Consider the following 4878-nt stretch of genomic DNA (forward strand, 5'->3'; position numbering starts at 1 on the left):
AATTCTCAAAATGATTTAAATGCAAAAGATGTAATTACCTACCATATTTATGACAATGGAACAATTGAAAAGCATATTCCTAAAATTATAAAAACCGGTTTTGAAAATAAATATAAATATATTTATCATGACAATAATAATAAAGAACATGAAATTTGTATTGTTGATTGGTTAGAAATTGACAAAATAAAAAGAGAAAAACCTAATCCATCGTCGGTTACTGCAGGTTATATCTCACATGAATCTTTTAATATTGCTGGAGTGAATCAAAAAGATGTATACAAATATTCAGACGGAACTGTTATTGCTTCGGGCGAAGCTGGAGAAGGGGGAGGAACTATAAAAATAAAATACGTTAAAGCTGGTGGTAAAGCAATAATTATTAAAGTACCGGAACCATTAATTTATAATTCGGGCGATGTAAAAATAAATCTGAAATTTGAAAATACAATTCGGACATACATGGGAAGAGACCACTTTGCAGCATTAATAGGAGCTTTGGCAAAATGTGGACTTGCATTAGTTTCTGAAGGTTCAGCGATGAAAGATGGAACTTGTTTTCCCAGTGTAACACATACTAACGGAGAAAGTATTGATTCAGATTATTTTACACTAAATGATACTCAAAAATATATAAATACAATGGTGGACTATGGTTTTACAACTATTTATTATAAACCAGGGATGGGATTAAAAAAGCCGGTGAAAGCAGCAATTTTTAGTGAGGATAAACATCACAAGAAGCATCTTCATTGCGGTGCAAAATCAATAACTGTAACAGAAAAATAGAAATCATGTTTAAAAATAATTTATCTTTAGTTATAATACTATTAATTTTTGGAATTTCCTGTAAAAAAAATAATATTAGTACAATTTACACAAAAAATAATATAGACACATTATTTGAACAACCTAAAAATTTATATTTCGATGGTGATAATATTATTGACACGGTAAAAATTCGTTCAAAATCTGTTGAGAAAGTGCAAAATTTTGAGCTGTTATTACATTTATCAACTTTGGGCCAAATAATTGAAATACCCATTATAAACAATAGTATATTATACAATAATAATTATTCTGTGTATTATGTAAGTGATCCCATAATTTCAGATGAAAATATTCAAATACGAATAGATTATGCAGATCAAGTTACAAAACTCAATATTTCGGGGGAGAAAAAAAATCTAATTGAAAAAATTAAATATAGATTCGATGTTAAAAATAGAAAAATACAAATAATTGGATATGAATTAAGCTATAATAAAAATAAGAACAGTAATTATAAAAAGTCATTTAATTTCATTACTGGGAAATATTATTCTTCTTCAGATGTAAATGGTATAAAAAAAGATGGATCTGGTTGGTCAATGGAACTTGAAAATATATACATAAAGACTTGGGATAGTAAATTTTTAAGTAAACTTTTAATGTATGGAAATGAAGTTGAGTAATTTTATTAAGTATCATTATTAATTAACTATGACTATTTCTGCAATGCCAATGATACCCAACAAATTTTGATAAGTTCATTAAATGGTGCACTTTATTTTAAAATTTATGCCATCAATATGGTTGATAAAAAAGTGGAGATAAATTTTCTTACGGAATCAGATGCCTACTGGAGTTGGAAAGATGAATTGGAACTTGATGATTACAATGATATTAAAAGTAAATTTTCCGACGAAAGAATTACAGATACTAAAACCGCAACATTTGATAAGAAAGGGGAAGTTTTAGTACCCGTTGATCTATCAAAAATAGGCAAACCAAAAAACTTTATCCGCCTGAATGCGATGGTGAAAATAATAGACGAAGCGAATGAAGGAGAAGCGCAGGGTTTTTATATGATTCACAAAGATCTCACCTTGCTTTATCCACCTGCTACGCTACCTAATCTTGCGGAAAATAAAGGAGCTGTGATGGTGGGAAGGGAAAAAATTAGTGGCGGAGGAAGTAATTGCGGTGGTAAATTCTGTATTACAAAAGAAAGTCCTAATAGTGAATTAATACGTGAAGTAAATATAAGATTAGCAGGATTCGGGGGAAATGTACCAACAGATGAATTTACGGATTATACAGAAAAAATGATAAAGCAGCTTCAGCGTGACTACATGAAGGTAGCTGAAACAGGCAAAATATGTGGAAATGTTTTAAAAGCGATTGATGAGTTTCAATTGCAACGTCCTTTGAATTTTGGTGAAATTAATTGTAAGTGTGGGAAATGTGCAGGTTTTGGAAAAGATAGAAATAGTGAAGAGTATCAGAATACGAAAATATTAGAAAAACATAGAAAATATGAGTATCCTGGTGTGGATCGAAGTTTATTATGGTGCTACCGTGCATCCATTTTTTATGTCAATAGAGATGCCCAATTAAATTATAAAACTAAATGGGTTGAATCTGGATATAGATGTCATAATCATTATATTTATATTCGAGATAAAACAACTAACCACTGTGGTAAAGCGTTAGATATTCATTACAACTTTTTAAGTAATGGTAAAAGAGCCGATGGTAATAGTGATATGAATAAAGTTCGAAAAGAAATATTCATGAAATATTGCGGTGCAAAACAAGATTGGAATGCTGGCAAAGATATCTTTTATTTAGAGTCATTTGCAACAACATGGGTGCATGTAGATGTTAGGGAATTTTCACAAAAATATCTAACTAAAAATTATTTCGTTAAAAATTCTAATGAATTAGATGGCAAGAGTATAGTTACTTTAGCAAATGAATTAGGTTTCAAAGATATGTGTAGTTGTGGTGGTGGATCTTCAGCGAATAATAATAAAAAAGAAAATGGTGGAAATAAATATAAATGGGCACATAGTGCTTATGGCAATATGATAGCTGAAGCCGAATCTTCAGATAATTATAATATTTGCAACAAAACTGTAAAAGTGGCTTATCAAAAAAATGGTAAAACACATTACAAAAGAGTAGTTAAAGTTGTTGATGATTTGATTTTGGAGAGTTTAACATTAAAAGAAATCCAAAAAAAGCAAACAGATTAGGATCTGTTTGCAGTAGGGCGTTATCAAGTAATACCCGATACATTAAATACTGCAATTTCAAGTTTAGGTCTTGATTTAAATGAAAAGTTAACTACTGAATTACAAGATAAAATTTTCGACGAATATTTGATTAAAGTTAAAAGACCTAAAATTATTTCTTACCTGGAAGGAGATGGGTCTGTTGAAGATGCTATGTATGCTTCAGCTCAAGAATGGGCAAGTCTAGCTGTAGAAAAAGATAAGAAAATAAGTAGCAAAAAAGTAATAAAAGATGGTAAAGAATCTTTAGTAGAAAGATTTTCAGATGGGACAAACTCTTATTATATGGGGGATGGTTTAAATAAAGCGCATGTTAATGCTGAGCAAGTTAAAAATGATCTAATAAATTCAAAAAATGCAAATAAATAAATATATAATAATATGTTCACTTCTTTTTACAATAAGTTGTAAAACAGATAAAAACAAGCAGAATCAAAAAATTTCTCAGGCAGATACTTTAAAAGTTAGCAGTCAAAAGGAAAAAATACCAGAACTATATGATATAGAAAATTTCACAAAAGAATCGATTGTCATAACATGTGGATCTGGTTGTGCATTAAGCTATTCCCCTGAAAAAATATCCAGACGTGGGAATGATTTGGTAGTAGATTTTAAAGTTTTAATGTATGAGGACGAAATAATAACAGATTCTTATAATGAGATATATGTATTTTCTTACAATAATTCAAAGAAATTGGAAAAAATTGTTAAAGATAGTGAATCAGGGGATTTTCTCGCGACCCAAATGCCAAATACGCGAGAAGCATTTAGAAGTTTTGGAGAAAATTTAATTAATTCTGAAAAAGTAAAAACTTCTGCAAACGATTTTGTTTTCGAAAGTATAAAATTACCTTATCATAAAAAAATTGACATAAATGAGATATTATACAATACAATGGCTACAAGTGCGATAATAGGTTTATCTGAATTTGCTTGTGGGGAGGAAAATATACGATATATTAATTTAGAGAGATCAAAAAATATAAATTTAATTTTAATACCTATGGATTGTGGAGATTCTCAGTATAGATTTTATTTAATATCAATTGCTAATAAGTCAGTAATTTCAAATCTATATGTAGAGGGGGAACTTTTTGAGCCTGAAAGTTATGGTTCTGCAGAAAAAACTAGCTTCACTGTAGATGAACATTCAATTATAAATGTTTTTACGGAAAATAAAGATTTTAAGAATAATCACAAAGTATTAAAAAAATATAAAATCACTAACAAGGGACAAATTTTAGAAATCAAATACTGAAATTCACAAAATTGAACATACTAATATCAATATGTGCATAGTTATAAAAGTTATACTTTGTTAATATAACGTTTAAAAAAATAGTTTACTGGTTTTTTTTATTTGTTATTCTCATATCCTGTGTAGGATGCAAAGACGCAAATAAAAATATAAATGCAAAGATCAATTCATTAGAAGTAAAAACACAAAAAAAAACTTCTGAAAAAGTTATAAACTTGGATGAAATGAAAGGAAAATCATATGTTTTAAGTTGCGCATCTGGTTGTTCTATGACATACATTGCAACACATGCAGTAAAAAATGTACAAAATATAAGTACAAAATTTAATGTAGAGATGTATATAGATCAAACAATATCAGAAACTTATGATGAGAATTATATTTTTACTACAACGAATTAAATCAGCTGGAACCCATTATAGTTACTCGAAATAATGCTGGAATGATAGCAGAATTTAAAGAAGAAATATAATACCCTTGAAAAACTGGACCACTATTTAAGTTGAAATTATTAACTTTAAATAGTCGGAAAAAACATGAGAAAAACGAGAAGAAAATTTG

General features: G+C 28.7%; 5 protein-coding genes and 1 pseudogene. All 6 read left to right on the top strand.

Annotated elements, in window-relative coordinates:
* Positions 1 to 789 (top strand): annotated as a pseudogene (locus tag HNQ03_RS15790) (hypothetical protein); the annotation flags it as partial.
* 5 nt (positions 790 to 794) lie between these two features.
* Positions 795 to 1454, top strand: coding sequence for a hypothetical protein (locus HNQ03_RS15795; RefSeq protein ID WP_173780658.1), 660 nt, complete (start codon positions 795 to 797; stop codon positions 1452 to 1454).
* 66 nt (positions 1455 to 1520) lie between these two features.
* Positions 1521 to 3020 carry a hypothetical protein gene (locus HNQ03_RS15800; RefSeq protein WP_173780659.1) on the top strand — a complete coding sequence of 500 codons (1500 nt, stop codon included), beginning with the start codon at positions 1521 to 1523 and terminating at the stop codon, positions 3018 to 3020.
* 126 nt (positions 3021 to 3146) lie between these two features.
* Entirely contained in the window at positions 3147 to 3428 is a 282-nt protein-coding gene (locus HNQ03_RS15805) for a hypothetical protein (RefSeq protein WP_173780660.1), read from the top strand.
* Positions 3415 to 4317 carry a hypothetical protein gene (locus tag HNQ03_RS15810; RefSeq protein ID WP_173780661.1) on the top strand — a complete coding sequence of 301 codons (903 nt, stop codon included), beginning with the start codon at positions 3415 to 3417 and terminating at the stop codon, positions 4315 to 4317. Before HNQ03_RS15805 ends, HNQ03_RS15810 begins: the two co-directional genes overlap by 14 nt.
* 224 nt (positions 4318 to 4541) lie before the next feature.
* Complete coding sequence (locus tag HNQ03_RS15815; protein ID WP_173780662.1) at positions 4542 to 4718, top strand: hypothetical protein; 177 nt, start codon at positions 4542 to 4544, stop codon at positions 4716 to 4718.
* Positions 4719 to 4878: the final 160 nt, after the last annotated feature.

The organism is Frigoriflavimonas asaccharolytica, from assembly GCF_013294015.1.
GTDB classification, from domain to species: Bacteria; Bacteroidota; Bacteroidia; order Flavobacteriales; family Weeksellaceae; genus Frigoriflavimonas; species Frigoriflavimonas asaccharolytica.